This window comes from Pseudomonas putida, from assembly GCF_005080685.1.
In the GTDB taxonomy this organism is placed as follows: domain Bacteria; phylum Pseudomonadota; class Gammaproteobacteria; order Pseudomonadales; family Pseudomonadaceae; genus Aquipseudomonas; species Aquipseudomonas putida_V.
Map to the genome: position 1 here is coordinate 3,934,387 of NZ_CP039371.1, position 25,126 is coordinate 3,959,512.

Sequence of the window (25,126 nt, forward strand, 5' to 3'; positions counted from 1 at the left end):
GTCCCTTCGCAAGAGATTTTTCAAGCGCCCTCTTGCACAACAAATATTATGGTATACCATCAGACAACAAGAGCTGATAACCCTCACCAGGAGCCACCCATGAGTTTCGAAATCCGCAAGATCGTCACCTACTCCGAAGAGACCCGCATCGAAGGCGGCAAGGCCACCGACAAGCCGGTGACCATGGTCGGCCTGGCCGTGGTGATCAAGAACCCATGGGCCGGTCGCGGTTTCGTTGAAGATCTGAAGCCGGAGATCCGCGCCAACTGCTCGGACCTGGGTGCCCTGATGGTCGAGCGCCTGACCGCTGCCATCGGCGGTGCCGACAAGATCGAAGCCTACGGCAAGGCTGCCGTGGTCGGCGCCGACGGCGAAATCGAGCATGCCTCGGCGGTGATCCACACCCTGCGCTTCGGCAACCACTACCGCGAAGCCGTGCAGGCCAAGAGCTACCTGAGCTTCACCAACAAGCGCGGCGGCCCAGGCACCTCGATCCAGATCCCGATGATGCAGAAGGACGACGAAGGCCTGCGTTCGCACTACATCACCCTGGAAATGCAGATCGAAGACGCCCCACGCGCCGATGAGATCGTCGTGGTCCTGGGCGCTGCCGACGGCGGCCGCCTGCACCCGCGCATCGGCAATCGCTACATCGACCTGGAAGAACTGGCTGCCGAAAAAGCCAACGCTCAATAACAACAACCAGACGGGCCGGGGCGTTGCGTGCAAGCGCCACGCCCGACCTTCAAGGAGCGCCCTCCATGATTCAGCCTGTCGCTGAACGTACACCGGCCGGGACCAGTTACCTGGATCAAGGCCAGGGCCAACCCGTGGTACTGATCCACGGGGTGGGCCTGAACAAGGAAATGTGGGGCGGGCAGTTCGTGGGCCTGGCCAACGACTACCGCGTCATCGCCTACGACATGCTCGGCCACGGCCAGAGCGCGCTGCCTGCCGCCGACACCGGCCTGGAAGGCTACGCCGCGCAGCTGGCCGAATTGCTCGACCACCTGCAGATCAAGCAGGCGACCGTGATCGGTTTCTCCATGGGCGGCCTGGTCGCGCGCGCCTTCGCCCTCAACTACCCGCAGCGCCTGTCTGCGCTGGTAGTGCTCAACAGCGTGTTCAACCGCACCCCCGAGCAGAGCGCCGGGGTCATCGCCCGCGCCGCCCAGGCGGCTGAACTGGGCCCCGACGCCAACGTCGACGCTGCGCTGGATCGCTGGTTCAGCCGGGAATACAAGGCTGCCAACCCGGCGCAGGTCGCGGCCATTCGCCAGGTGCTGGCGAACAACGACCCGCAGGGCTACCACACCACTTATTCGCTGTTCGCCACCCAGGACATGTACCGCGCAGGCGACCTGGGCAGCATCCAGGTGCCGACGCTGATCGCCACCGGTGAACTCGACGCCGGCTCCACCCCGGCCATGGCCCGGCAACTGGCCGCCAGCATTCCTGGCGCACAAAGCGTGGTGCTCGCCGAACAACGGCATATGATGCCGGTGGAAGCACCCCGTGAAGTCAACAAGATGCTGCTGGACTTCCTCAAGGAAGCCCGCACGCTTACCGAATCCGCCAAGGGGATTGTTGCATGACCCTCGTTCGTTTCCAGATGTGCATCGACGGCCAATGGCTCGATGCCCAGAGCGGCAAGACCTTCGACAGCCTCAACCCGGCCACCGCCCAGGCCTGGGCGCAATTGCCCGACGCCGACGAAGCCGATGTCGAGCTGGCCGTGCAGGCCGCCCAACGCGCCTTCGACAGCCAGGCATGGCGCAGCATCACCGCCACCGCACGCGGCAAGCTGCTGCGTCGCCTGGGCGACCTGATCGCCGAGAACAAGGAACACCTGGCCCAGCTGGAAAGCCGCGACAACGGCAAGCTGATCCGCGAAACCCGCGGCCAGGTCGGCTACCTGCCCGAGTTCTTCCACTACACCGCAGGCCTTGCCGACAAGCTCGAAGGCGGCACCCTGCCGCTGGATAAACCCGACCTGTTCGCCTACACCGTGCACGAGCCGATCGGCGTGGTGGCCGGGATCATCCCGTGGAACAGCCCGCTGTACCTGACCGCGATCAAGCTGGCCCCGGCCCTGGCCGCCGGCAACACCATCGTGCTCAAGCCGTCCGAGCACGCCTCGGCGACCATTCTGGAACTTGCCCGCCTGGCGCTGGAAGCCGGTTTCCCGGCCGGCGTGGTCAACGTCGTCACAGGCTACGGCCCAAGCACCGGCGCAGCGCTGACCCGCCATCCGCTGGTGCGCAAGATCGCCTTCACCGGCGGCGCCGCCACCGCCCGCCACGTGGTGCGCAGCAGCGCCGAGAACTTCGCCAAGCTGTCGCTGGAGCTGGGTGGCAAGTCGCCGAACATCATCTTCGCCGACGCCGACCTGGACAGCGCCATCAACGGCGCCGTCGCCGGCATCTATGCCGCCTCCGGACAAAGCTGCGTGGCCGGCTCGCGCCTGCTGGTGCAAGACGAGATCTTCGACGAATTCGTCGAGCGCCTGATCGCCCGCGCCAAGCGTATCCGCATCGGCAACCCGCAGGACGACGCCAGCGAAATGGGCCCCATGGCCACCGCGCAGCAGCTGGCCGTGGTCGAAGGCCTGGTTGCCGCGGCCAAGGCCGAAGGCGCCGAACTGCACATGGGCGGCAAGCGTGCCGAGGTCGAGGGTGACGGCTGGTTCTACGAGCCGACCCTGTTCGAGTGCGACAGCAACTCGATGACCATCATGCAGGAAGAGGTGTTCGGCCCGGTCGCGGCGGTAATCCGCTTCAAGACCGAAGAACAAGCCCTGGCCATCGCCAACGACTCGCAGTTCGGCCTGGCAGCCGGCATCTGGACCCGCGACCTGGGGCGTGCCCATCGCCTGGCGCGTGACGTGCGTTCCGGGATCATCTGGGTCAACACCTACCGCGCGGTCTCGGCCATGGCACCGATCGGTGGCTTCAAGAACAGCGGCTATGGCCGCGAGAGCGGCATCGATTCGGTGCTTGCCTATACCGAGCTGAAGACCGTGTGGATCAACCTGTCCACCGCGCCCATGCCCGACCCGTTCGTGATGCGCTGAAGAGAGAACACGAAAATGATCGAACCCGGCATCTACAAAGACGTGATGGGCTCCTTCCCGTCCGGCGTCACGGTGGTCACCACCCTGGACGCCGACGGCGGCATCGTCGGCATCACCGCCAGTGCCTTCAGCGCGCTGTCGATCGACCCGGCGCTGGTGCTGTTCTGCCCCAACTATGCCTCCGATACCTACCCGATCCTGCGTGACAGCAAGCGCTTCGCGATCCACCTGCTGTCCGCCGACCAGACCGCCGAAGCCTATGCGTTCGCCGGCAAGGGCAAGGACAAGGCCAAGGGCATCGACTGGCACCTGAGCGAGCTGGGTAACCCGTTGCTGCCCAAGGCGACGGCGATCATCGAGTGCGAGCTGTGGCGCGAGTACGATGGCGGCGACCATGCGATCATCGTTGGCGCTGTGCAGAACCTGGTGCTGCCGGCCGAGCCGGTGACGCCGATGGTGTATCACAAGGGCAAGCTGGGCGCCCTGCCGCCGCTGGGTTGATAGTCATGTGAGTCGGTGTTGGGTTCTTCGCGGGCAAGCCCGCTCCCACAGGAATGCCATTGCTTTGCAAACCTGTGCAGTACGTGTGGGAGCGGGCTTGCCCGCGAAGAATCCAACACCGATGCCCCTGTTTTTTAGGGGCCGCGCTACCCGCTCACCCTCGGATGCGGCCCCTGTTTTATTGGAGCACTGCGCATGAGCAATGAAAAGTACGAAAAAGGCCTGCAGATCCGCACCCAGGTGCTTGGCGAGGAATACGTCAATCGCTCGATCCAGAACGCCGACGACTTCACCAAGCCATTGCAGGAGCTGGTCACCGAGTACTGCTGGGGCCATGTCTGGGGGCGAGACGGCTTGTCGCTCAAAGAGCGCAGCATGATAAACTTGGCGATGATTTCCGCGCTCAACCGGCCCCACGAGCTCAAGCTGCACATCCGCGGCGCCTTGCGTAATGGACTGAGCCGTGAACAAATTCGCGAGATCCTGCTCCAAGTCGGCATTTATTGCGGCGTGCCCGCGGCGGTGGACAGTTTCCGCCTGGCCCGCGAAGCGTTCGCCGAAGCCGATGCGGAGTCAACCCGTTAACAACGGGCTGTTCGAACCACTGCAAGGAATGCCTCGGTTCGGGGCACTCCGCGATGTTGGCGCAACAGCCTCATAAAGAGCGCACCTGATGAAACGCCAGCCACTCGATGACAGCTTCAAGGTCAACCGTAACCCCGTAACACTGCGCGAAATCGTGCTCGACAAGCTGCGTGGCGCGATCATGAACTTCCACCTGCTCCCAGGCGACCGCTTGGTCGAGCGCGACCTCTGCGACCGCCTCGGCGTCAGCCGCACCTCGGTGCGTGAAGCCTTGCGCCACCTCGAATCAGAAGGCCTGGTGGAATTCGCCGACGCCAAGGGGCCGCGGGTGGCCATCATCACCCTGGAAGACGCCCGCGACATCTACGAGCTGCGCTGCGTGCTCGAAGGCCTGATCGTCCAGCTGTTCACCCTCAACGCCAAGGCCAAGGACATCCGTGCCCTGGAACGGGCGCTGGAGGTCAACCGCGAGGCCCTGGAAGAAGGCGAGCTGCAACAGGTGCTGGATTCGGTGCAAGGCTTCTACGACGTGCTCCTGGAAGGCTCCGGCAACCAGGTCGCCGCCCAGCAGCTGCGCCAGCTGCAGGCGCGCATCAGCTACCTGCGCGCCACTTCGGTGTCGCAGGAAAACCGCCGGGGCGCCAGCAACCGTGAAATGGAAAAGATCGTCGAGGCGATCAAGGGTGGCGACCCGCTGGTCGCTCACCAGGCCTCGGTCGACCACGTCCGCGCCGCCGCCAAGGTGGCCCTGGACTACCTGCGCCAGAAGCAGGACGACAACACCAAGGTGCGCGACATGGTCGAGCCCCTGGCCCTGAAGGATCCACGTATATAAGCAACGCATAGGCCGCTGACCATGCCCAACGCCCCGCGCTACTGCCCACACTGCACCACGGAACTGGCTCGGGGCGTTCCCACAGGCGACACCCACGAACGCCTGCACTGCACCGGCTGCGGCTACATCCATTACCTCAACCCGAAGATCATCGCCGGCTGCATCATCGAACGCGAGGGCAAGTACCTGCTGTGCCAACGCGCAATCCCCCCGCGCCCAGGCACCTGGACCCTGCCGGCGGGCTTCATGGAAGCCGGGGAAACCACCGAGCAGGCAGCGCTGCGTGAAGTCTGGGAAGAAAGCGGCGTGCGTGGCGAGATCGTCTCGCCCTACTCGATCTTCAGCGTGCCGACGATCAGCGAGGTGTACATCATCTTCCGCGCCATCGCCACCGAGGAAACCGGGCAGTACGGGCCGGAAACCCTGGCCTACAAGTTCTTCGAACCCGACGAGATCCCCTGGGACGAGATCTATTACCCGGCCATCCGGCAGATCCTCGAGCGCTACATCCTCGAACGCCAGGCCGGGGTGTACGGCATCTACATGGGCAATGACGACACCGGCAAGGTGCATTTCATTCGCTGAGCGTGACGAGCCAATGCTCCGCCCACACAAATACCTCGCTTCGCTTGGCTCTACAGTGCACTCTAGGGTGCCAAACGCATGGAGTCGGCAGGGTAAATGGCTAGATGGTTAGACGGCGGCGGCGCCATGGCCGAGCGGATACGCAACCACGACTGGGCTTCCACCCCCCTCGGTCCGCTCGAGCAGTGGCCCGATGTACTCAAGACCACCGTCGCGCTGTGCCTAGGCTCACACTTCCCACAGGCCGTGATGTGGGGGCCTGACCTGCTCACGCTGCACAACGATGCGTTCACGCCCATCCTGGGCAACAAGCCACTGGCGTTGGGCCGCCCCTTCAGCGAGATCTGGCAGGAGGCGTGGAGCGAGATCGGCGGCATCGCCGACCGCGCCCTGGCCGGCGAGGCCGTGTTCATCCAGGACTTCCCGCTGACCATCGACCGCAACGGCGGCCCTGAGCTCGCCTACTTCACGTTCTGCTACAGCCCGATCCGCGACCAGGATGGTAACGTGCTGGGCATGATCGACACCGTGACCGAGACCACCGCCAGCGTGCTCGCCAACCAACGACTGAGCTTTCTCGACAACCTCGGCCGTGCGGTGGCCAACGCGACCGATTCCGATCGGATCATGGCCATTACCACGCGGCTGCTCGCCGAGCACCTGCAGTTGTCCAGTTGCGCCTATGCGGTGATGGAGCCGGACGAGGACGGTTTCACCATCTGCGGTGACTGGGTGGCAGCGGGCTCGCCGCGCCTGCTCGGCCAGTACCGCCTGGCCGATTTCGGCGAGCTGGCGGTACAACGCTTGAAAGCGGGCCTGCCCTTGGTGATCAACGACAACCTCAAGGAGATCGCGGCCCGCGAAGCCGCGACCTTCCAGGCCATCGGCATCACCGCAACCGTTTGCATGCCGCTGATCAAGGGCGGTCGCCTGACCGCGCTGATGGCTATCCATGACAAGCTGCCCCGCACCTGGAGCAGCTACGAACAATCCCTGATCGCCCAGGTGACGGAACGCTGCTGGGCGCATATCCAGCGGGTCCAGGCCAATGCCGAACTGCGCGAAGCCATGGCGGCACTGGAGACACTGAACGCGACCCTGGAGCAACGGGTCGAGGAGCGTACCGCCCAGTTGCAGCACACCGAAGCGGTGCTACGCCAGACCCAGAAACTCGAAGCCATCGGCCAGCTGACCGGCGGTGTGGCCCACGACTTCAACAACCTGCTGACCATCATCCGCTCGTCGCTGCACTTCCTGCAGCGCGCCAACCTCGAGGAAAAGCAGCGCCAGCGCTACCTCAAGACCGTGTCCGACACGGTCGACCGTGGCGCCAAGCTGACCGGCCAACTGCTCGCCTTCGCCCGCCGCCAGGCGTTGAGCCCCGAAGTGTTCGAGGCCGGCGCGCGGTTGCAGGCCATCGCCGAAATGCTCGATACCACCTCCGGTGCCCGGGTTCGCGTCGCCCTGACGCTACCCGAGACGCCCTGCCACATACATGCCGACCTCAGCCAGATGGAAACCGCCGTCATCAACCTGATGCTCAACGGCCGCGACGCCATGAATGGCCAGGGCACCTTGCACTTGTGCCTGACGCCCGGGCAACATCTGCCCAGCCTGCGCGGCCAGCCGGCCCAGGCAGGGCCCTTCGTGGCCATTTCGGTGCGCGACAGCGGCGTCGGCATCGGCAGCGATCTGCTGGAACGCATCTTCGACCCCTTCTTCACCACCAAGGCGCCCGGCGAAGGCACCGGCCTCGGCTTGTCCCAGGTGTTCGGCTTCGCCCAGCAGTCCGGTGGCGACGTCCGCGTGATCAGCATGCCGGGCGAAGGCACTGAGTTCACCCTGTACCTGCCACAGGTCGCCGCAGCGCAAGCGCAGCCGGTGGCGCTGGACGAGCCCCCTGTGCAATCCCGGCCATCCCTGGAACACAAGCGCATACTGGTGGTGGAGGACAACCCCGAGGTCGGCGGCTTCATCGCGCAGATTCTCGAAGACCATGGTTACCGGGTCTTCTGGGCAAGCTCGGGCGAACAAGCGCTGCTGCAACTGACCAATGACGACGAACATTTCGATGCGGTGTTTTCCGACGTGCTGATGCCGGGCATGGGTGGCCTGGAACTGGCGAGGATTCTGCGCGAACGCTGCCCGACCCTGCCGGTGATTCTTACCTCGGGCTACAGCGACGCGATCGCCGAGGGCGGCCACCAAGGGTTTGCCCTGTTGCCCAAGCCGTACTCGGCAGAGCAGGTTTGCCAGGCGCTTGGCGACGTCTTGAAGGGCTAGCGCTTGTCCGCCAGCAAATGTGCCAGGCTGTGGGCCAGCTCATCGCCGCGGAAGGGCTTGCGTAACACCTCGAAGCCCTTCAGCTCCCGCGGGGTGAGGTTGGCGTAGCCGGTAATGATCAGCACCGGCAGCTCGGGCTGGCGTTCACGCAGGCTCTGGGCGAAGCGTATCCCGGTCATGTCGGCCATGATGTGGTCGGTCACCAGCACATCCGCCCGCAGCCCCTGTTCAACCAGTTGCAGCGCCGCACCCGCGCTGGCCGCCTGGACCACCTCATAGCCAAGGTCGGCCAACTGCAGTGCAGTGGCATGACGCACGATGGCTTCGTCATCCACCAGCAGCACCCGGCTAGGGCGTGCGGCCAACGGCAGTTCGACCGGTACGCTGGCAGGGCTGGCTGCCGCGACTTCACTGACCGGCAACCACAAGGTGGCCTCGGTGCCCTGGCCAGGCCGGGAACGAATGTCGAAACTGCCGCCCGACTGTACCGCCAGGCCCTGGACCATCGGCAGGCCAAGCCCGGTGCCCTTGCCCACGCCCTTGGTCGAGTAGAACGGTTCGATGCAGCGTCGCAGCTGCTCCTCGTCCATGCCACAACCATTGTCGCTGACCTGCAGCCAGGCCAACCTGGCCGCTCCCACGCCTACCGGCATCGCTTGCCCGTTGCTGCCGACGCCGGCAGCGATACGCAGCGCACCGCCATCGGCCATGGCATCGCGGGCGTTGACCACCAGATTGAGCAGAGCCAGTTCCAACTGGTGCGGGTCGATCACCACGGCCGGCAACGTCGGGTCGATCTGCACCTGCACGGCGATGGTCGGGCCGAGCGAGCGTGCCATCAGTTCGCGCATGTCCTCGACCAGCGCCGCCAATGACACCGCCTGCGGCTTGAGGGTCTGCCGGCGGGCGAAGCTGAGCAGACGCCCGACCAGGTTGCGCGCCCGCTCGGCGGCTTGCAGGCCGCCGTCGATCAGGCGCGGAGCACGGTCGGAGTTGGGATGGCGGCGCATCAATTCGAACGAGGCGATGATCGGCGTGAGCATGTTGTTGAGGTCGTGGGCGATACCACCGGTCAACTGGCCAATCATCTCCAGCTTGTGCGCCTCGTGCAGCTGACGCATGGCCGCCTCACGCTCGGCCAGTGCCGCCACCACGCGCTCTTCCAGGTTTTCGTTGAGCAGGTGCAAGGCACGTTCGGCCCGGGCATGGGTAATGGCCGCCCAGGCTTGCTTGGCGGCCTCCTCCACCAGCTGGCATTCGTCTTCATGGCACTGGCGCGGCATGCGGAAGTCCACTCCGAGCACCGCCTCCAGGCGCCCGGCGCGCAGCACCGGCACATGCAGCGAAGCGCTGAGCCCGGTCTGCTTCGCGACCGCGCTATCGTACGCTTGCTGCACGACCTGGCCGGCGAGCAGCCGCTCACGCAGTGAGCTACCGATTGTCTGGTAGGTTTGCCGGCCGATCAGCGACGGCACGCCATCGGCCCACTCCTGGGCCACCTGGAATGTAGAACCATCACCCTGGTCTTCGCCAAAGCACACCCGCGCAGCACCCAATTGCTCGGCCAGCCGACGCACCGCGTAAGCTTCGATCCGCTCGGCCTCGCCAAGGCCGGGCAAGGTGCGCCCCAGTTCCAGCAAGAACGCCTGGCGCTGCTGGAATCGCACCCGTTCGGTGGTGTCGGTGACCAGGCACAGCACACCGCCGACCGAGCCGTCGGCCTCGCGCACGGCGGAATAGGACACATCGAAATAGACAGTCTCGCCCAGCCCCCGACGCTCGATGTAAAAGGCGCGGTCCTTGGCCGAATAAGTCTGGCCGGTCTCTCGCACACCGCGCAGCAGCGGTTCAAGGTCTTCCCACAGTTCGCGCCAGTGCTCTCGCGCGGGCCGGCCAAGGGCTTGGGGGTGCTTGGTGCCGATGGTCGGCGCATAAGCTTCGTTGTACAACGCTACATAGGCGCTGCCCCAGAACAACACGAACTGGGCCTGCGCCGGCAGCAGCGTGGCCATCACCATCTGCAGGTGCGGCGACCAGCCAGCCGGAGGCCCTAGAGGCGACTCGCTCCAGTCCATCGCGCGCAGCAGATCGCCGATCGCTCCCCCATTGGAAAGGAAGCTCGGCTGGGGCCTAGCGACGTCGCTCTCGTGTTGTTGCAGCACAGCCATTTCTGGGGCGTCCCGAGCACGTTTGCCTTCCTTATGAGAATAGGAGATGTGCTTTAAACGAATCGTTCCACCCAATGCCGCAAAACGATCAACGGAGTGCCCCGCCAGCGGCTAGCCTAACTGCGCCGCGAACAGGCCCAAGGCCACCAGGACCATCGCCGCCCCCGACGCCCTGCCCACCCACCTGGCCGCCTGCGGTCGGCTACCCAGCACGGCCTTGGCGCCATACCCGACCAGCGAATAGATCACCAATGAGCTGCACAGGTGCACCAGCCCCAGCAGGAGAATCTGCAACGGCAACGGCCAGTTCGATTGTGGGTCGGTGAATTGCGGCAACAGGGCCAGGAACAGCAGAAACACCTTGGGGTTGAGGCCGCTGATGCAAAAGCCCTTGAAGGCCCAGCGCGCGCCTGTCTCGCCAGCGCCTGCGTTGGCAGCCTGCGGCACCGCCGGGCTGAGCAGCAGGTTGCCACCGAGCCACAGCAGGTAGCTGGCGCCGGCCAGGGTCAGCAGGGTCAGGGCCAGCGGATGGCCAGCGAGCAGGCTCCCCACCCCGGCTGCCACCACCAGCGTCGCCAGCAGGTGCCCCGAGAGCATTCCCGCTACTGCGGGCATTACCCACCGTCCACGCATACCCGCCGAGATGGCATAAGCCCAGTCAGCGCCGGGGGTGATGACGAACAACATCGACACGGCCCAGAACGCCGTCAATACACTGATTGCCACTTGAGTCTTCCTTCACGGGTTGGCGAATGAAGAAAGCCTACGCATTTCGCTTGAGGAGTTTCTTTCGTATATTTCCCTGTAACCACCTTGAACTGGAAGATTCTTCTTGATGGATCGCACGGACAGAAAGATTCTTGCCGAGCTACAAAAAGACGGACGCCTGTCCGTGACCGACCTTGCCGAACGCGTTGGCCTGAGCCTCTCGCCCTGCCATAGGCGGCTCAAGGCACTGGAAGAGTCGGGAGCGATTCTCGGCTATCACGCCCGCCTGGCCCCCGCGGCACTGGGTTTGAATTTTGCTGCGTTGGTGTTCGTCACCCTGCGCGAAGTCACTCGCCAGCCGGTGGCGGATTTCGAGGCGGCGCTGGGCGAGATACCGCAGATCGTCGAGGCGCAGCGGCTGTTTGGTGACCCGGATTACCTGCTGCATGTGGTAGCCAGGGACCTGCCGGCATTTCAGAAGCTGTATGACGAGCAGTTGACCAGCATTCCCAATGTGAAGCGGCTGAGTTCGACATTGGTGATGAAAGAGGTGATTCAGGATCGGATGTTGCCGATGTAGCCATGGCGCCTGCCCTGCCAATGCCCATGACGCACCACCTTGGGGCGCTCGAAATCCCGCACCCACCCCGAGCCGGGCATTCTAGGCCCCTCCAGACACCTGGCACCTTCCTTGCTACCGTCAGCCGCTTAACCTTTTGTCAGCCTTAGGTTTTTTAAGGTTTATGGGCACAAATTTACTAATTTCCCGTTATCCCCCCGCCCCGCATCATCGCTCCAACAAGAACGCGTCGCCCATCGCCGGCACGCCCCCGGGCAGCTTGCGCCGCCCTACCTTGCCTTGGAGTCAGTCATGACCAGTGCAGCCAATACGGCACCCCTTATAGAAAAACACACGATCGGCTACGTACCGCCGCAAGACCGCCATGGAAAGGTAAGGGATCTGTTCACACTGTGGTTCGGCGGCAATATCGCGCCGCTGCCCATCGTTACCGGCGCGCTCGGCGTGCAGCTGTTTCACCTGAACCTGGTGTGGGGCGTGGTCGCCATCCTGGTCGGCCACCTGCTCGGCGGCGTGCTGATGGCGCTGCATTCGGCCCAGGGGCCGCAGATGGGCATCCCGCAGATGATCCAGAGCCGCGCCCAGTTCGGCTCGCTCGGCGCCCTGCTGGTGGTGGTCATCGCCGGGGTGATGTACATCGGTTTCTTCGCCTCCAACATCGTCCTGGCCGGCAAGTCGTTGCATGGCGTGGTCGAGTCCGTGCCGGTGCCGGTGGGTATCGTCGTCGGCGCCCTTGGTTCGGGCATCATCGGCATCATCGGATACCGCTTCATCCACGTGCTCAACCGCATCGGCACCTGGGTGCTGGGCATCGGCATCGTGGTCGGCTTCGGCTACATCTTCAGCCATGTGCAGAGCGACGACTTCCTGACCCGCGGCGGCTTCAACCTTGCCGGCTGGCTGGCCACCGTGTCGCTGGCGGCGCTGTGGCAGATCGCTTTCGCCCCCTACGTGTCGGACTATTCGCGCTACCTGCCGGCCGACGTCAAGGTCAGCTCGACCTTCTGGACCACCTACCTGGGCTCGGCCCTGGGTTCGAGCCTGTCGTTCATCTTCGGTGCCGTGGCGGTGCTGGCGATCCCGGCCGGCATGGATACCATGGATGCGGTCAAGCTCGCCACCGGTACCCTCGGGCCGATCATGCTGGTGCTGTTCCTGCTCAGCGTGATCAGCCACAACGCCCTCAACCTGTATGGCGCAGTGCTGTCGATCATCACCCTGGTGCAGACCTTCGCCTACCGCTGGATCCCCACCGCCAAGAGCCGCGCGGTCCTGTCGCTGATCGTCCTGGCGGCTTGCTGCGTGGTGGCGGTGTTCGCCTCGGCGGACTTCATCGGCCACTTCGTCGACATGGTGCTGGTGCTGCTGGTGGTATTGGTGCCGTGGACGGCGATCAACCTGATCGATTTCTATGTGATCCACAAGGGCGACTACGACATCCAGTCGATCTTCAAGGTCGACGGCGGTATCTATGGGCGCTACAACCCGCAGGCTCTGATCGCCTATGCAGTGGGGATCGTGGTACAGATCCCGTTCATGAACACGCCGCTGTACGTCGGGCCGATTTCCGCGCACATCAACGGTGCAGACCTGTCGTGGCTGGTGGGGCTGGCGATCACCTCGCCGCTGTACTGGTGGCTGGCCTCGCGAGACAGTGCTTACCGCCGTCGCCAGGTGAGTGCCAAGCTGGCCATGGGGCACTGATCGGCTATTGACTGGGTCTGCGCCGGCCCTTTCGCGGGTAAACCCGCGCCCACAGGACTGCCACCATGCTCAGGTGCGGTGGGGTACCTGTAGGAGCGGGTTTACCCGCGAATGGGCCGGTGCAGGCCACCCATCAATCAGAGGTTGTACGCCCGCTCGTTATGCTCCGCCAGGTCCAACCCCTGCTCCTCTTCCTCTTTGCTGGCCCGCAACCCGATCACCAGCTTCAACGTGCCGAGGATCGCCAGGCTGACCACGAAGCAATAGACGAAGGTGAACGCCACCCCCTTCAATTGCACCAGCACCTGGGCCACCGGCGACACGCCTTCGACATACCCTCCCAATGCGGGCGCCGCGAACACCCCGGTCAACAGCGCACCGACGATACCCCCGATCCCATGCAGCCCGAACACATCGAGGCTGTCGTCGTACCCCAGCGCCTGCTTGAGCCGGGTCACGGCAAGGAAGCAGATCGCCCCGGTCAGCAAGCCGATCACCACCGCCCCCAACGGCCCGACGAAGGCGCACGCCGGGGTGATCCCTACCAGCCCGGCCAGGGCACCGGAAGCCGCACCCAATGCGGTAGGCCGGCCATGCATGATCTTCTCGCTGAGCAACCAACCGACGATCCCGGCGCAGGCCGCAACCATGGTCGCCAGCATCACCACCCCTGCCCCTTCGTTGGCCGCAAGCCCGGAGCCGACGTTGAAGCCGAACCAGCCGACCCACAGCATACCCGCGCCAACCAGCGTGAAGCCGAGGTTGTGCGGCGGCATCGCCACCTGCGGGTAACCTTTGCGCTTGCCCAGCACCAACGCAGCGGCCAAGGCGGCGACGCCTGAGTTGATGTGCACCGCGGTGCCGCCGGCGAAGTCGAGCACGCCCCAGTTGACCATCAGGGCGCCCGGCCCACCCCAGACCATGTGCGCGACCGGCGCGTACACCAGGATGAACCACGCCACCATGAACAACAGCGAGGCGCTGAACTTCATGCGCTCGGCAAAGCCGCCGGCGATCAACGCCGGGGTGATGATGGCGAAGGTCAGCTGGAACACCGCGAACACCCCTTCGGGGATGGTACCGACCAGGCTGTCATGGCCGATGTTGAGCATCAGCGCCTTGTCCAGGCCACCCACGAAACTGTTCCAGTTCAGCTCACCCTCGACCATGCCCGTGGTATCCACAACCAGGCTATAGCCGAACAGCACCCAGAGAATGCCGATGACGCCGGCCACGGCGAACAACTGAGTGAACACCGAGAGGAAGTTCTTCGCCCGCACCATGCCGCCATAGAACAGCGCAAGGCCGGGGATGCACATCATCAGCACGAACATCGCCGCGCAGATCACCCAGGCGGTGTTGCCAGTGTCCAGGGCGGGCTCGGCGGCATGGGCCAGTGGCGTCAACGCGAACAGCACAACAGCAAGGGCAAGCTTCATGGGGTCACTCCTGTGCGAATGGGGGCATCTGGGGCTCCTTTGCAGCCCTTTCGCGACGCAAGGCCGCTCCTACAGGAGATTACGGTCCCTTGTGGGAGCGGCCTTGCGTCGCGAAAGGGCCGCAAAGCGGCCCCCTGTCGTCAAATCAGTACTGGGCCTGGCCCGGCACCCAGGCGGTGCCGGCCAGCGGTACCCGCGCCATGGCGGCCGCTTCGACAGTGAGCGCCACCAGGTCCTCGGGGTCGAGGTTGTGCAGGTGCGACTTGCCGCAGGCGCGGGCCATGGTCTGCGCCTCCAGCACCAGCACCCGCAGATAGTTGGCCAGGCGCCGGCCGGCCTCTTCCGGGTTCAGGCGCTTGGCCAGTTCCGGGTCCTGGGTGGTGATGCCGGCCGGGTCGCGGCCGTTCTGCCAGTCGTCATAGAAACCGGCAGCCGAGCCGATCTTCTTGAGTTCGCTGTCCAGGCGTGGATGGTTGTCGCCCAAAGCAATCAGCGCTGCCGTGCCGATGGCCACGGCATCGGCGCCCAGGGCCATGGCCTTGGCCACATCGGCACCGTTGCGGATGCCACCCGAGACGATCAGTTGCACCTTGCGGTGCATGCCCATCTCCTGCAGCGCCTGTACCGCCTGCGGGATGGCCGGCAGGATCGGGATACCGACGTGCTCGATGAACACTTCCTGAGTAGCCGCGGTACCGCCTTGCATCCCGTCGAGCACGATCACGTCGGCACCGGCCTTGACCGCCAGCTTGACGTCGTAGTACGGCCGGCTGGCGCCGATCTTCACGTAGATGGGTTTTTCCCAATCGGTGATTTCACGCAGCTCGGCAATCTTGATTGCCAGGTCGTCCGGGCCGGTCCAGTCCGGATGACGGCAAGCGCTACGCTGGTCGACACCGATCGGCAAGGTGCGCATGCCGGCAACCCGTTCGGTCACTTTCATGCCCAGCAGCATGCCGCCGCCGCCCGGCTTGGCGCCCTGGCCAAGCACCACCTCGATGGCGTCGGCCTTGCGCAGGTCGTCGGGGTTCATGCCGTAGCGCGACGGCAGGTACTGGTAGACAAGGTGTTGCGACTGGCCACGCTCTTCCGGGGTCATGCCGCCGTCACCGGTCGTGGTGCTGGTACCGGCGATGGTCGCGCCACGGCCCAGCGCTTCCTTGGCATTGGCCGAGAGGGCACCGAAACTCATGCCGGCGATGGTCACCGGGATCTTCAGGTGAATCGGCTTCTTGGCGAAGCGCGTGCCCAGGACCACGTCGGTGCCGCATTTTTCGCGGTAGCCTTCGAGCGGATAGCGCGACACGCTGGCGCCCAGCAGCAGCAGGTCGTCGAAGTGCGGCACGCGGCGCTTGGTGCCGCCACCACGGATGTCGTAGATGCCGGTTTCGGCGGCGCGCTGGATTTCCTGGATGGTCAGGCGATCGAAGGTGGCCGACTCACGCAGTACCGGGGGGAATTGTTCGCTCATGGGGTTGCTCCTTGATCAGTACGCGCTGGCGTTGTCGACTTTGAAGTTGTACAGCTGGCGAGCCGAGCCGTAGCGTTTGAAATCGGCGGCCTTGTGTTGCAGGCCGGCCTCGTCGAGCAAGGCCTGGAGCTCCTGGATATGCTCGGCGCGCATCTCCTTCTCGATGCAGTCCGAACCCAGCGACTTGACCGCGCCCTTGACGTAGATACGCACCTCGTACAGCGAATCGCCCAGGGCGTCGCCAGCATCGCCACACACCACCAGGCGCCCGGCCTGACCCATGAAGCAGCTCATGTGGCCGATGCTGCCGCCGACCACGATGTCCACGCCCTTCATGGAAATACCGCACCGAGCGCCGGCATCGCCCTCGATCACCAGCAGCCCACCATGGGCGGTGGCGCCGGCGGCCTGCGAGGCACTGCCCTTGATCCGCACCGAGCCGGACATCATGTTCTCGGCCACGCCCACGCCGACGTTGCCGTGCACGGTGATGTTGGCCTGCTGGTTCATGCCGGCGCAGTAGTAACCGGCGTGGCCGTCGATATCCACGGTCACGGCCTGGTTGATGCCCACCGCCAGGTTGTGCTTGCCGTCCGGGTGGCTGACCCGCCACTCGCTGCCCTGCACCTCGCCGTGCAAGGCCTGGTTGAGGTCGCGCACCGAAGTGCTGGAAAGGTCGATCGTGTTCATGCAAGTCTCCGCAAATTCAGTGAGGGGTCAGGCGCTCTCGCGTTCCCAGACGTACAGGGTGGCCGGCGCCGGCTCCCAGACCTTGGCCTTGTCGATGCCCGGCAGGCTGGCCAGCGCCTGGTATTCCGAGGCCATGGCCACGTAGTCATCGGTCTCGGCCAGCACCGCCGGTTTGCAGGCAATCGGGTCGCGGATCACGGCAAAGCCGTTGCGGGTGCCGATGGCGAAGGTGAAGAAGCCGTCGAGGTCTTGCAGTGCGCCGTCCAGCGCCTGGGCCAGGGTGTCGCCCTGCTGCAGGCGCCAGGTCAGGTAGCCGGCGGCGACTTCGGTGTCGTTGTCGGTTTCGAAATGAATGCCTTCGCGCTTGAGTTCCTGGCGCAGGCGGAAGTGGTTGGACAGCGAGCCGTTGTGCACCAGGCACAGGTCGGCGCCCGTGGAGAACGGATGGCTACCTTCCATGGTCACGGCGCTTTCGGTGGCCATGCGGGTGTGGCCGATGATGTGGCTGCCTTTCATGCCGGCCAAGCCGAAGCGGCTGGAGATTTCCGCTGGCAGGCCCATGCCTTTGAGAATCTCGATGCTCTGCCCGGCGCTCATGATGCGCACGCCCGGCGCCAGTTCGGCGAGCGCTTCGCGGGCCGCGGCCTCGCTGGCGTGCAGCTTGAGCACGGCGGCGCTGGCGTTCTGGAACCAGTCCAGCGAGCAGCCCAGGCGCCCTTCCAGCTGGCCCATCAGGGTGGCCCAGGGGTAGTCGATGTCGGTGGCCTGGAGGGTCAGCTTGACCCAGCCGTCGGCGACCTCATCGCCATAGATGGCAAAGCCGGCGCTGTCCGGGCCACGGTCGGTCATGGCCTCGAGCATGGGTTCGAAGAGCTTGCCGAGCTGGGCTTCCAGCGCCGGCTTCTTCAGGTACAGACCTACGATTCCACACATGGTGATGCTCCTTCTAGGCAGTGGCCAACCGCCGCTTGTAGCGGATGACCAGGGATGGGGTTGGTGATCAGAAAAATTCGGTGTAGCGCTGGATTTCCCAATCCGAGACGTGGCGGCAGTACTCCACCCACTCCATGCGCTTGAGCTTGATGAACTCGTCGACGATCTCGGCACCGAGCACCTCGCGGAACAGCGGGTCGGCGTCCAGGGCGTCGGCGGCTTCCTTGAGCGACTGCGGCAGGGTCTTGATACCGCGCGCGGCGATCTCTTCCAGGCTCAGGTTGTAGAGGTTCTCGTTGCACATCTGGCCGGGGTCGAGCTCACGGTCGATGCCGTCGAGGCCGGCGGCGATGATCGCGGCGGTCACCAGGTACGGGTTGCAGCCGGCGTCCGGCAGGCGGAACTCCAGGCGGCCATAGGGAATGCGCACCATCGCCGAGCGGTTGTTGGCGCCATAGGCGACGAAGGCCGGGGCCCAGGTGGCGCCGGACAGCGAGCGGCCGACCACCAGGCGCTTGTACGAGTTGACCGTGGGCGCGGCGAAGGCGCACAGCGCCGGGCCGTGCGCCAGCAGGCCAGCGGCGAAGTGATAGGCCAGCTTGGACAGACCCATGCCGCTGCTGTCGGACGGGTCGTGGAACAGGTTCTTGTTGCTGCTACTGGCCAGCGACAGGTGGAAGTGCATGCCATTGCCGGCGCGCTTGGGGTCGGGCTTGGGCATGAACGAGCAGATCATCCCCAGGTCGTTGGCGATTTCGCCGGCGGCCATGCGGAAGAAGGTGAAGCGATCAGCCGACTCCATGGCGTCGCTGTAGGTGTAATTGATCTCGAACTGGCCGTTGGCGTCTTCATGGTCGATCTGGTAGATGTCGAAGCCTACCGGCTGCAGGGCTTCGGTCAGGCGCTCGAGGAACAGACGCGAGCGCGACAGGCCCTTGTAGTCGTAGCAGGGCTTGTCGAGGTTGTCGGAGGCATCCACCAGCTGCAGCTTGCCGCCTTCGTCACGGCGGAACAGGCTGAACTCGGGCTCGAGGCCAGTGTTCAGGGTCCAGCCTTTGTCGGCCAGGCGCTGGACCTGCTTTTGCAAGACATAGCGGCTGTCATAGGGCCAGGGCTGGCCGTTGACGTGGCCGACGCACACCACTCGGCCATAGCCCGGCTGCCAAGGCACCGGAATCAGCGTGGACAGGTCACCGCGGGCCATGAAGTCCGGGCCGTGGGGTTCCATGCCCATGCCACAGATGGCGAACCCGGCAAAGCCCGCGCCCTCCTCGGCGACCATCTTCAGGCCCGAGACCGGCACCGACTTGGTTTTCGCCGAGCCATGGATATCGACGAACTGCGCCAGCACGTACTTGATGCCGTGTTGGTCGAGGGTGCGCTGGGTTTCTGCTGGCAACATGGATTGATCACTCCTGGGTGAGGGGCACTGATTCCGCATGAGAAACTTACTTTCCTCACAGGAATGCAATGCGCTTGCCAACTTTGCCTTGGCAAAGATCAGTTCCCTGCCAAACCCACCCTCCATCCCCTGTAGGAGCGGGTTTCCCCGCGAAGAGGCCCGCCCCCTCACAGCAGAATTTATGTCGAATATGTGGGAAACTAGTTTTCACCACAGGAAAACGCCGGCCCAAGCAGCCGCTCAACGCACTTTCCCAGTGCGAAATCTTTATTCTTGAACTGAAACCGTGCAGGACATTCGATGTCGACCGAAACCGAACCGCGCCTTCGCCTGGAGCAATACCTGGGCTTGCAGATCAAGCGCCAGCGCCAGGCCCAGTCCCTCAAGCTCGCCGACGTGGCGCGCATCGCCGGAATCAGCCAGGGCATGTTGAGCAAGATCGAGAATGCCCAGGTCTCTACCAGCCTCGACACCCTGAGCCGCCTGTGCGACGTGCTGGGCATGCCCATGGCCAAGCTGTTCAGCCAATACGACCAGCCCGACGGCAACGCGCTGCTGGTAAAAGCCGGCGAAGGCCTGGAGGTGGTGCGCCGCGGCACGGAAAAAGGCCATACCTACCATTTGCTCAATCACGCCAGGGGGCCGAAGAAGAACTTCGAGGCCTACATGGTGAGCATGGACGACGCCAGCGAGGAGTTTCCGACCTTCGCCCACCCCGGTACCGAGTTCCTGCATCTGCTGGAAGGCGAACTGGTATACCGCCACGGCAACCAGCTCTATCACATGCAGGCTGGCGACAGCCTGACCTTCGACGGCGAAACCCCGCACGGCCCGGAGCAACTGGTGCAGGTGCCGATTCGCCTGCTATCGATCATGAACTACGGCGACGAGTAGCATGGCGCCCATCGGCACGCGTGCATGTCGCGATCAGACAAGCACACGTCGCCCGCGATCGGCTTGCAAACCCTGTCTACAAAAATAATACACACACCGACCAGCCCCGCGCCGTGGGCTGGTGGGTGTGGTATCCGCGAGTAAGCAGCCTCGCTTCACAATTCCAACGCTGTGGCGCCCCGCACCGGACAATTCGTCCGGGCTAACTATAAAACTCCCAGAATCGAAGACCCGCGCCGCGCCAGTAGGGAGTGCTTGCGCCCGCTTTTTGTGAAGACTTGACTGCCATGATCGCTACCTCTGCCCCCGTTGCCGGTGCTGCCACCGGCCAGCGCAACGCCCTGTTCGTTGCACACATCGCTGCCATACTGTTCGGCCTGACCGGCATCCTCGGCGCTTTGATCGAGGCCGACGCCAGCATCATCACCTTCGGACGCGCCACTTTCGCCTTCATCGCCCTGGGCTTCGTCGCCGGGCTCAAGGGCACCCGCCTGCTCGATGCGCTGAAAATGCGCAACCTGCCAATACTGGGCCTGACCGGCGCCTTGCTGGCCGCGCACTGGGTGACGTTCTTCATCGCCGTCAAAGTCGGCGGCGTAGCAGTGGCCACCTTGGGCTTCGCCAGCTTCCCGGCGTTCATCGCGCTGATCGAACGCAGCGTGTTCGGCCAGCGCATCGGCGCCACCCAAGCCTTGCTGCTGACCCTGGTGACCGCTGGCCTGGTGCTGGTCGTGCCGACCTTCGACCTGCTCGACAAAGGCACCGTGGGTCTGCTCTGGGGATTGGCCTCGGGCCTGTCGTTCGCCCTGCTGACCGTTGCCAACCGTCGCCGCGCGGCCAGCATGAACGCCATGCAAGTGGCCTTCTGGCAGAACGTGGTGGTGGCTGCCCTGGTGTCGCCTTTCGCCTTCACGCACCTGGGCAACACCAGCCTGGGCGGCGATGACTGGGTCAACCTGGCACTGCTGGGCGTGTTCTGCACCGGGCTGTCACAGTTCCTGTTCGTCAAGAGCCTGGAGCGCTTGGAAGCCCGCACCGCCGGCATGATCATCGCGCTGGAGCCGGTGTACGCGATCATCGGCGCCTGGTGGCTGTTCGCCGAGCAACCGACCCTGCGCATGGGGGCCGGCGCTGCGTTGATCGTGCTGGCGACCCTCCTCGCCGCAGCGCGCAAGACGCCTGCCGAGCAAGGGGATACCAGCCGCTGCGCACATTGATCTGCTTTCTGTGGGAGCGGCCCTATCGCGACACAAGGCCGCTCCCACAAGTACGAGGCCGCTCAGCCGCCTTCGGGCAGCAAACTACGATCGAACATGAACGGCCGCTCCCCCTGCGGCGTGTATTGATACAACTGCTGCGGCCGCCCCAACCGTGGCTGGTTCTTCTCCCCGGTATCGCGCACCCACCCCAACTCGCGCAACCGCTCCAGGCGCTTGCGCAGCGAGGTGTTGTTCACCGTCTGCCCCAGGCAGGCCTGCACCGCCCCCAACGCATCGAGCACGGTGAACCTCTGCGCCAGTAGATACAGCGGTACGCTGCTATACACGGTCTTGGCCGCCAGCCGCTCACGGGCGCGCTCCACCAGCAGGTTGTGGTCGAACGGCAACAGGACCTTGCGCGCCAATACGCTGTCCAACTCGAAAAATGCCAGCTGGTCGCCCTCGACCTGTTGCTGCGGATCGAGCAAGGCCAGGTAGCAAGTACTCAACGACCAACCGCGCGGGTCGCGAAAAGCATTGCCTTCGGTGCCCACCTGCTCCAGGTAACGCGGCGACACCTGGGCCTTTTCGCGCAAGGCGCGGTCGGCGGCAGCCTCCAGACTGTTATCCGGGGTGCGTCCATTGACGATTACGCCAGGCAATGCCCACTGCCCTCTATGCGGCTCGCGCTCGCGACGGTGCAGAAGCACTTGTAGATGCTGGGCTTCGGGGCCAGACGCAGGGCGACGATATCGACACTGGCCAGGACTTCTACTGTACTCACCAGGGAGCCTCCTTGTTGACTCCGCAATATTCCACCAGAGCCTTTAAGTAACGCAAGCCAGCACTGTTGAAGGTTTTATGCTTGACACACTTATTTCACCAGGTGGATTATATAGGCATTCCAGCGAGGAGAACCGCCATGAAGATCGCCAGCTTCGATGTCGACGCGCAGAACGGCTTCACCGCCAACGCCCCCCAGGAACTGCCGGTACCCGAGGGCAACGAAATCGCCCCGGACCTCAACGCCATGGCCCAGCGCGCCGACCTGCGCCTGGGCAGCAAGGACGCCCACCCCGCCAACGCCGCCTGGGTGGTTGCCGAACCTGGGCAAATGCTCCAGCCCCTGACCCTGGACAACGCCGACCTGACCTGGGTCAGCCACTGCGTCCCCGGCACCCCTGGCTTCGAACTGCTGCCAGGCCTGCCCGCCCCCATCGACTACGACTACTTCGTCTGGAAAGGCGTCGAACCCGACCTGCACCCCTACGGGGCCTGCTACCACGATCTCGCCGAACGCCGCTCCACCGGGGTCATCGAGTACCTCAAGGTGCAGCAGGTAGGCGCCGTGATCGTCGGCGGCCTGGCCCTGGACTACTGCGTCAAGACCACTGCCCAGCAACTGCGCCGGGCCGGGTTCCAGGTGCTTCTATACCTGCCCGCCTGCCGCGCGCTGACCCAAGAAGGCGCCATTGCCGCCTGCGGCGCGCTGGCTGCTGAAGGCGTGGTTCTCTGCGGCGACGAGGCCGCACTCGACTACCAGCTCTCTCTGATCAAGGAAGGCCGCCCATGAGCGACAGCGTATTCGGCCCGCGCATCATCCAGAACCTGCTGGACACCGACTTCTACAAGATCACCATGATGCAAGCGGTGCTGCACAACTACCCCAACGCAGAAGTGCAGTGGGAATTCCGCTGCCGCAACGGCGAAGACCTTGCGCCCTACCTCGCCGAGATCCGCTACCAGGTCGAACAACTGGCCGAGGTCACGATTACCCACGACCAGCTGGCGTACCTGGAAAAGATCCCGTTCATCAAGCCAGACTTCATCCGTTTCCTCAGCCTGTTCCGCTTCAACCTGCGCTACGTACAGATCGGCCTGGACGACAGCGGCCAACTGGCGATCCGCGTGCGGGGGCCGTGGCTGCACGTGATCCTCTATGAAATCCCACTGCTGGCGATCATCAGCGAAGTACGCAACCGTTATCGCTACCGGGATGTAGTGATCGAGCAGGTCGGCGAGCGCTTGTACCAGAAGCTCGACTGGCTGCAGTGCGAAGCCAGCACCGAGGAACTGGCGGGCTTCCAGCTGGCCGACTTCGGCACGCGGCGGCGTTTTTCCTACCGGGTCCAGGAAGAGGTCGTGAACATTCTCAAGCACGACTTCCCTGGCCGCTTCGTCGGCACCAGCAACGTGCACCTGGCCCGTGAATACGATCTGCGGCCCATCGGCACCATGGCCCACGAATGGTTCATGGCGCACCAGCAACTCGGCCCACGCCTGGTCGACAGCCAGGCGGCTGCGCTGGAGTGCTGGGTACGTGAATACCGCGGACAACTGGGCATCGCCCTCACCGACTGCATCACCATGGACGCCTTCATGGGGGATTTCGACCTGTACTTCGCCAAGCTGTTCGATGGCCTGCGCCACGACTCAGGCGATCCGCTGGCCTGGGCGGAAAAAGCCATCGCCCACTACGAGCGGCTGGGGGTCGACCCGAAAGGCAAGACACTGATCTTCTCCGACGGGCTGGACTTCGCCAAGGCGCTTGGGCTGTACCGGGCCTTGCACGAGCGGATCAACGTGAGCTTCGGCATCGGGACGCGGTTGACCTGCGATATTCCTGGGGTGGAGCCGATGAACATCGTGATCAAGATGACCGATTGCAATGGCGCGCCGGTGGCGAAGATTTCCGATAGCCCGGGCAAGACGCAATGCCGGGACGAGAATTTCGTGGCGTATTTGAAGCACGTGTTTCAGGTGGGGTGAATCAACAGCCTAGTCCCCGTTCGGCTGCGCACTCACCTGCTCCGCCTCCTGCGCCGCCAGCTTTTCCCGGTCCGCCTTGCTGATGTACCTGGGCTTGTTACTGCGCGGCGCGAGCTTGGCGGCGGCCTTCTTGGCATGGGCCTTGAGCAGTTGCTTGATCTTTTTCTGACGGTTCATGGTTCACTCTGGCGGAATCGCGGTGTGCCCATGATACCGGCCGCCGAGCAAATCGACGCGCTTTCTTGCAAGGCTTGCCCGGCGGCCAACCCTGGTTACTCGCCCCACACGTCCTTGAGGACGTTGACCCAGTTCTCACCCATGATCTTGCGTACCACCCGCTCGGAATGGCCGCGCTTGAGCAAGGTTTCGGTGAGGTTGGGGAATTCGCCCACGGTGCGAATGCCCAGCGGGTTGATGATCTTGCCGAAGTTGGTCAGGCGCCGGGCGTAGCCCTTGTCGTGGGTCAGGTACTCGAAGAACTCCTGGCCGTGACCCTGGGTGAAGTCGGTACCGATACCGATGGCGTCTTCACCGACGATGTTCATGGTGTACTCGATGGCCTCGGCGTAGTCGTCGATGGTCGAGTCGATGCCCTTGGCCAGGAACGGCGCGAACATGGTCACGCCGACGAAGCCGCCATGGTCGGCGATGAACTTCAGCTCTTCGTCCGACTTGTTGCGCGGGTGCTCCTTGAGGCCCGAAGGCAGGCAGTGCGAGTAGCAGACCGGCTTCTTCGATTCAAGGATGACTTCTTCGGAGGTTTTGGAGCCGACATGGGACAGGTCGCACATGATGCCGACGCGGTTCATTTCGGCGACGATTTCGCGACCGAAGCCCGACAGGCCGCCGTCACGCTCGTAGCAGCCGGTGCCGACCAGGTTCTGGGTGTTGTAGCACATCTGCACGATGCCCACGCCCAGCTGCTTGAACACCTCGACGTAGGCGATCTGGTCCTCGAACGCATGGGCGTTCTGGAAGCCGAAGAGGATGCCGGTCTTGCCCAGCTCCTTGGCCTTGCGGATGTTGGCGGTGGTGCGCACCGGCATCACCAGGTCGCTGTTGTCGCGGATCAGCTTCTGGCTGGCGGCGATCTGGTCGACGGTGGCCTTGAAGCCTTCCCAGACCGACACCGTGCAGTTGGCCGCAGTGAGCCCGCCCTTGCGCATGTCCTCGAACAGCTCGCGGTTCCATTTGGCAATGATCAGGCCGTCGATGACGATGCTGGCGTCATGTATCTCACGTGGGTTCATCGTGTACCTCTTGGTGGGTCGATGCGCGAGCCTCACCCCGCGCACCTCAGGTTGGTG

Annotated in this window: 23 protein-coding genes and 1 pseudogene; 14 read left to right on the plus strand and 10 right to left on the minus strand. The window is 64.3% G+C overall.

Annotated features, from left to right (window positions below):
• Positions 1–99: 99 nt before the first annotated feature.
• The 8 genes from E6B08_RS17865 (at position 100) to E6B08_RS17900 (ending at position 7,862) form a co-directional block, all read left to right on the plus strand.
• The gene (locus tag E6B08_RS17865) at positions 100–696 is read left to right on the plus strand and encodes an amino acid synthesis family protein (RefSeq protein WP_016715710.1); all 597 of its coding nucleotides are present in this window, start codon (positions 100–102) and stop codon (positions 694–696) included.
• Between the two features lie 65 nt (positions 697–761).
• Positions 762–1,595 (plus strand): alpha/beta fold hydrolase, encoded by an 834-nt coding sequence (locus E6B08_RS17870; protein WP_136915270.1) that lies wholly within the window; start codon positions 762–764, stop codon positions 1,593–1,595.
• Positions 1,592–3,073 carry an aldehyde dehydrogenase gene (locus E6B08_RS17875; protein WP_136915271.1) on the plus strand — a complete coding sequence of 494 codons (1,482 nt, stop codon included), beginning with the start codon at positions 1,592–1,594 and terminating at the stop codon, positions 3,071–3,073. The genes E6B08_RS17870 and E6B08_RS17875 overlap by 4 nt, the downstream gene beginning before the upstream one ends.
• Positions 3,074–3,088: 15 nt before the next feature.
• The gene (locus tag E6B08_RS17880; protein ID WP_136915272.1) at positions 3,089–3,574 is read left to right on the plus strand and encodes a flavin reductase family protein; all 486 of its coding nucleotides are present in this window, start codon (positions 3,089–3,091) and stop codon (positions 3,572–3,574) included.
• A gap of 195 nt (positions 3,575–3,769) precedes the next feature.
• Positions 3,770–4,159 carry a carboxymuconolactone decarboxylase family protein gene (locus E6B08_RS17885; RefSeq protein ID WP_136915273.1) on the plus strand — a complete coding sequence of 130 codons (390 nt, stop codon included), beginning with the start codon at positions 3,770–3,772 and terminating at the stop codon, positions 4,157–4,159.
• Positions 4,160–4,247: 88 nt separating this feature from the next.
• Positions 4,248–4,994: a GntR family transcriptional regulator gene (locus E6B08_RS17890; RefSeq protein WP_027918582.1), complete on the plus strand. Its 747-nt coding sequence runs from the start codon at positions 4,248–4,250 to the stop codon at positions 4,992–4,994.
• A gap of 21 nt (positions 4,995–5,015) precedes the next feature.
• Positions 5,016–5,579 carry an NUDIX hydrolase gene (locus E6B08_RS17895; protein WP_136915274.1) on the plus strand — a complete coding sequence of 188 codons (564 nt, stop codon included), beginning with the start codon at positions 5,016–5,018 and terminating at the stop codon, positions 5,577–5,579.
• A gap of 96 nt (positions 5,580–5,675) precedes the next feature.
• A complete protein-coding gene (locus E6B08_RS17900) occupies positions 5,676–7,862 on the plus strand; it encodes a response regulator (protein ID WP_136915275.1) in 2,187 nt (728 codons plus the stop codon).
• On the opposite strand, the gene E6B08_RS17905 is transcribed toward E6B08_RS17900, so the two are convergent.
• Both E6B08_RS17905 and E6B08_RS17910 read right to left on the minus strand, forming a co-directional pair.
• Entirely contained in the window at positions 7,859–10,030 is a 2,172-nt protein-coding gene (locus E6B08_RS17905) for an ATP-binding protein (RefSeq protein ID WP_136915276.1), read from the minus strand. The two genes, E6B08_RS17900 and E6B08_RS17905, sit on opposite strands and share 4 nt — an antisense overlap.
• Positions 10,031–10,141: 111 nt before the next feature.
• Complete coding sequence (locus E6B08_RS17910) at positions 10,142–10,756, minus strand: LysE family translocator (RefSeq protein WP_136915277.1); 615 nt, start codon at positions 10,754–10,756, stop codon at positions 10,142–10,144.
• Between the two features lie 109 nt (positions 10,757–10,865).
• Here E6B08_RS17910 and E6B08_RS17915 point away from each other — a divergent pair, with 109 nt between their 5' ends.
• Positions 10,866–11,318, plus strand: coding sequence for an Lrp/AsnC family transcriptional regulator (locus E6B08_RS17915; protein ID WP_136915278.1), 453 nt, complete (start codon positions 10,866–10,868; stop codon positions 11,316–11,318).
• Between the two features lie 291 nt (positions 11,319–11,609).
• Entirely contained in the window at positions 11,610–13,022 is a 1,413-nt protein-coding gene (locus E6B08_RS17920) for a purine-cytosine permease family protein (protein WP_136915279.1), read from the plus strand.
• Positions 13,023–13,159: 137 nt separating this feature from the next.
• Here the strand turns inward: E6B08_RS17920 and E6B08_RS17930 are convergent, their stop codons facing one another.
• The 5 genes from E6B08_RS17930 to glnT all read right to left on the minus strand — a co-directional run bounded on the left by E6B08_RS17930 (position 13,160) and on the right by glnT (position 18,957).
• Positions 13,160–14,461 carry an ammonium transporter gene (locus tag E6B08_RS17930; RefSeq protein WP_136915280.1) on the minus strand — a complete coding sequence of 434 codons (1,302 nt, stop codon included), beginning with the start codon at positions 14,459–14,461 and terminating at the stop codon, positions 13,160–13,162.
• A gap of 145 nt (positions 14,462–14,606) precedes the next feature.
• Positions 14,607–15,932 (minus strand): FMN-binding glutamate synthase family protein, encoded by a 1,326-nt coding sequence (locus E6B08_RS17940; protein ID WP_136915282.1) that lies wholly within the window; start codon positions 15,930–15,932, stop codon positions 14,607–14,609.
• 15 nt (positions 15,933–15,947) lie between these two features.
• On the minus strand, positions 15,948–16,622 hold the full coding sequence (locus E6B08_RS17945) for a protein glxC (protein ID WP_136915283.1): 675 nt from the start codon (positions 16,620–16,622) through the stop codon (positions 15,948–15,950).
• Between the two features lie 27 nt (positions 16,623–16,649).
• Complete coding sequence (locus tag E6B08_RS17950) at positions 16,650–17,555, minus strand: class II glutamine amidotransferase (protein WP_136915284.1); 906 nt, start codon at positions 17,553–17,555, stop codon at positions 16,650–16,652.
• A 67-nt stretch (positions 17,556–17,622) separates the two neighbouring features.
• Positions 17,623–18,957 carry a type III glutamate--ammonia ligase gene (gene glnT / locus E6B08_RS17955; RefSeq protein WP_136915285.1) on the minus strand — a complete coding sequence of 445 codons (1,335 nt, stop codon included), beginning with the start codon at positions 18,955–18,957 and terminating at the stop codon, positions 17,623–17,625.
• A gap of 300 nt (positions 18,958–19,257) precedes the next feature.
• On the opposite strand from glnT, the gene E6B08_RS17960 reads away from it, so the two are divergent.
• Together E6B08_RS17960 and E6B08_RS17965 are read left to right on the plus strand one after the other, a co-directional pair.
• On the plus strand, positions 19,258–19,851 hold the full coding sequence (locus E6B08_RS17960; RefSeq protein ID WP_136915286.1) for a helix-turn-helix domain-containing protein: 594 nt from the start codon (positions 19,258–19,260) through the stop codon (positions 19,849–19,851).
• A gap of 287 nt (positions 19,852–20,138) precedes the next feature.
• On the plus strand, positions 20,139–21,068 hold the full coding sequence (locus E6B08_RS17965) for a DMT family transporter (protein WP_136915287.1): 930 nt from the start codon (positions 20,139–20,141) through the stop codon (positions 21,066–21,068).
• A 62-nt stretch (positions 21,069–21,130) separates the two neighbouring features.
• Here the strand turns inward: E6B08_RS17965 and E6B08_RS17970 are convergent.
• Positions 21,131–21,834 (minus strand): annotated as a pseudogene (locus E6B08_RS17970) (NUDIX hydrolase).
• 138 nt (positions 21,835–21,972) lie between these two features.
• On the opposite strand from E6B08_RS17970, the gene E6B08_RS17975 reads away from it, so the two are divergent.
• Together E6B08_RS17975 and pncB are read left to right on the plus strand one after the other, a co-directional pair.
• Complete coding sequence (locus tag E6B08_RS17975; RefSeq protein ID WP_136915288.1) at positions 21,973–22,623, plus strand: nicotinamidase; 651 nt, start codon at positions 21,973–21,975, stop codon at positions 22,621–22,623.
• Complete coding sequence (gene pncB / locus E6B08_RS17980; protein ID WP_136915289.1) at positions 22,620–23,819, plus strand: nicotinate phosphoribosyltransferase; 1,200 nt, start codon at positions 22,620–22,622, stop codon at positions 23,817–23,819. Before E6B08_RS17975 ends, pncB begins: the two co-directional genes overlap by 4 nt.
• Positions 23,820–23,828: 9 nt before the next feature.
• Here pncB and E6B08_RS17985 read toward each other — a convergent pair whose 3' ends face one another.
• Both E6B08_RS17985 and E6B08_RS17990 read right to left on the minus strand, forming a co-directional pair.
• Positions 23,829–23,996, minus strand: a complete 168-nt coding sequence (locus E6B08_RS17985; protein ID WP_136915290.1) for a DUF2986 domain-containing protein — start codon at positions 23,994–23,996, stop codon at positions 23,829–23,831.
• Between the two features lie 95 nt (positions 23,997–24,091).
• On the minus strand, positions 24,092–25,069 hold the full coding sequence (locus tag E6B08_RS17990) for a dipeptidase (RefSeq protein ID WP_136915291.1): 978 nt from the start codon (positions 25,067–25,069) through the stop codon (positions 24,092–24,094).
• Between the last annotated feature and the right edge of the window lie 57 nt (positions 25,070–25,126).

Bases quoted from the DNA above. Each gene is read 5' to 3' on its own strand.
- E6B08_RS17870 (WP_136915270.1), top strand. From the start codon at position 762: ATGATTCAGCCTGTCGCTGAACGTACACCGGCCGGGACCAGTTACCTG.
- E6B08_RS17890 (WP_027918582.1), top strand. From the start codon at position 4,248: ATGAAACGCCAGCCACTCGATGACAGCTTCAAGGTCAACCGTAACCCC.
- E6B08_RS17895 (WP_136915274.1), top strand. From the start codon at position 5,016: ATGCCCAACGCCCCGCGCTACTGCCCACACTGCACCACGGAACTGGCT.
- E6B08_RS17950 (WP_136915284.1), bottom strand. From the start codon at position 17,555: ATGTGTGGAATCGTAGGTCTGTACCTGAAGAAGCCGGCGCTGGAAGCC.
- E6B08_RS17960 (WP_136915286.1), top strand. From the start codon at position 19,258: ATGTCGACCGAAACCGAACCGCGCCTTCGCCTGGAGCAATACCTGGGC.
- E6B08_RS17920 (WP_136915279.1), top strand. From the start codon at position 11,610: ATGACCAGTGCAGCCAATACGGCACCCCTTATAGAAAAACACACGATC.
- pncB (WP_136915289.1), top strand. From the start codon at position 22,620: ATGAGCGACAGCGTATTCGGCCCGCGCATCATCCAGAACCTGCTGGAC.
- E6B08_RS17915 (WP_136915278.1), top strand. From the start codon at position 10,866: ATGGATCGCACGGACAGAAAGATTCTTGCCGAGCTACAAAAAGACGGA.
- E6B08_RS17880 (WP_136915272.1), top strand. From the start codon at position 3,089: ATGATCGAACCCGGCATCTACAAAGACGTGATGGGCTCCTTCCCGTCC.
- E6B08_RS17900 (WP_136915275.1), top strand. From the start codon at position 5,676: ATGGCTAGATGGTTAGACGGCGGCGGCGCCATGGCCGAGCGGATACGC.
- E6B08_RS17975 (WP_136915288.1), top strand. From the start codon at position 21,973: ATGAAGATCGCCAGCTTCGATGTCGACGCGCAGAACGGCTTCACCGCC.
- E6B08_RS17940 (WP_136915282.1), bottom strand. From the start codon at position 15,932: ATGAGCGAACAATTCCCCCCGGTACTGCGTGAGTCGGCCACCTTCGAT.
- E6B08_RS17875 (WP_136915271.1), top strand. From the start codon at position 1,592: ATGACCCTCGTTCGTTTCCAGATGTGCATCGACGGCCAATGGCTCGAT.
- E6B08_RS17965 (WP_136915287.1), top strand. From the start codon at position 20,139: ATGATCGCTACCTCTGCCCCCGTTGCCGGTGCTGCCACCGGCCAGCGC.
- E6B08_RS17930 (WP_136915280.1), bottom strand. From the start codon at position 14,461: ATGAAGCTTGCCCTTGCTGTTGTGCTGTTCGCGTTGACGCCACTGGCC.
- E6B08_RS17990 (WP_136915291.1), bottom strand. From the start codon at position 25,069: ATGAACCCACGTGAGATACATGACGCCAGCATCGTCATCGACGGCCTG.
- E6B08_RS17885 (WP_136915273.1), top strand. From the start codon at position 3,770: ATGAGCAATGAAAAGTACGAAAAAGGCCTGCAGATCCGCACCCAGGTG.
- E6B08_RS17905 (WP_136915276.1), bottom strand. From the start codon at position 10,030: ATGGCTGTGCTGCAACAACACGAGAGCGACGTCGCTAGGCCCCAGCCG.
- E6B08_RS17985 (WP_136915290.1), bottom strand. From the start codon at position 23,996: ATGAACCGTCAGAAAAAGATCAAGCAACTGCTCAAGGCCCATGCCAAG.
- glnT (WP_136915285.1), bottom strand. From the start codon at position 18,957: ATGTTGCCAGCAGAAACCCAGCGCACCCTCGACCAACACGGCATCAAG.
- E6B08_RS17865 (WP_016715710.1), top strand. From the start codon at position 100: ATGAGTTTCGAAATCCGCAAGATCGTCACCTACTCCGAAGAGACCCGC.
- E6B08_RS17945 (WP_136915283.1), bottom strand. From the start codon at position 16,622: ATGAACACGATCGACCTTTCCAGCACTTCGGTGCGCGACCTCAACCAG.